At 70.3% G+C, this 1,395-nt stretch carries 1 protein-coding gene; it reads left to right on the forward strand.

Translation table 11 applies throughout. The features are described 5' to 3' along the window. On the forward strand, nt 1–1,395 hold a 1,395-nt coding region (locus ACGFQC_RS35770), incomplete at both ends, for a glycosyltransferase (RefSeq protein ID WP_363093109.1).

Here is a 1,395-nt window from a genome sequence, read left to right on the forward strand (position 1 = left end):
GGTGAGGACGACGCGTTCGACATCGTCATCGGGCACTCGCGTTTCTCGGGGCCGGCCGCGCAGCAGATACGTGACTCCTGGTATCCGGGTGCGCGGGTGGTGCATTTCCTGCACACCAGTCCCGTGCGGCTGGACAGGATCAAGCACCAGCCGGAGAAGGGCGCGAAGAAGGCCACCACCGAGCGCAGGCTGATGCAGAAGGCCGACATGGTGGCCGGTGTGGGGCCGCTGCTCGCCCAGGAGGCGGAGCGTCTTTCGGAGGAGGTGCTGCGCATCCCCGCGCTGCACGGCTTCGTGCCGGGCACCGAGATCGGCACGCCGGTCGAGCCGTCGCTCCTGAACAAGACCAAGTACCTGCTGCACCTGCCGAGGAAGCTCAAGCTGCTGCTGCCGGGGCGGGCCACGGACGAGATCAAGGGTGTCGAGGCGGCCGTGCAGGCGATCGGCATGCTGCGTCGGCCCCGTTCCCAGGGCGGTTTCGGTCTTGATGTGCGTCTGACGATCCGTGGCGGGCCGCATCCGGAGAAGAACCCGGAGGAGCATGCCCGCTGGACGTCGATCATCGAGGCCCATGGCGGGGGCGGCATCACCATGCTCCCGTTCAGCACGAATCCCGCCGATCTGGACAACGACCGGGAGACCACGCACGCGCTGATCATGCCGTCGCTGCACGAGGGCTTCGGGCTGGTGGCCACCGAGGCCGCGGGACGCAGTATCCCGATCCTGGTCAACGGGGAGAGCGGCGCGGCCGAGTTCCTGAAGACGGTGACCGAGCACGGCGCCGGGATGACGGTGGACGCCCCCTTCACCATCGACCCCGACACCGGAGGGGAGGTCGAGGGCGGCACCGAAGCCCGGGCGCAGGCCTGGGCCTCGGCCATCGCGACCCTGCGTGACAAGCTGCCGGCCGCGCGCGGTGAGGCCGACCAGTTGTATGACACCCTCAAGAGCTTCACCTGGCGGCATGCCGCGCAGGCGCTGGTCGAGGCGACCATGGCGACCGCGGATCCCGTGCCGGACCGGGCGCACCCGGAGAGGCATCCCTACCGCGGCGCGGTCACCCAGCAGGGGCCGGACGGCAGCGTGGAGAAACTCAAGGACCGGTCGGACTGGCAGCCGCACGACTTCTGGGACGGCTCCACCCCCAAGCCCACCACCGGTCTGTGGACCCGGGCGGAGCAACTCGCCCGGCTGTCGGAACTGGCAGGAGTCCTGGACCTCAGCGGAGTGCCCACCACGGCACGCCCGCAGACCGCCCCACGCCTCCCGCGGTCACGGTCCGATCTGGGACTGACCACCGAGTCCACCCCCCGCTCCTCCGGCCCGGCCCCCGACCCGAACCGCACAGCGACCGAGTCCGCCACCGACCTGCAACTGGAATCGGACGACCACGAC

Source organism: Streptomyces sp. NPDC048734 (assembly GCF_043198675.1).
GTDB lineage: Bacteria > Actinomycetota > Actinomycetes > Streptomycetales > Streptomycetaceae > Streptomyces.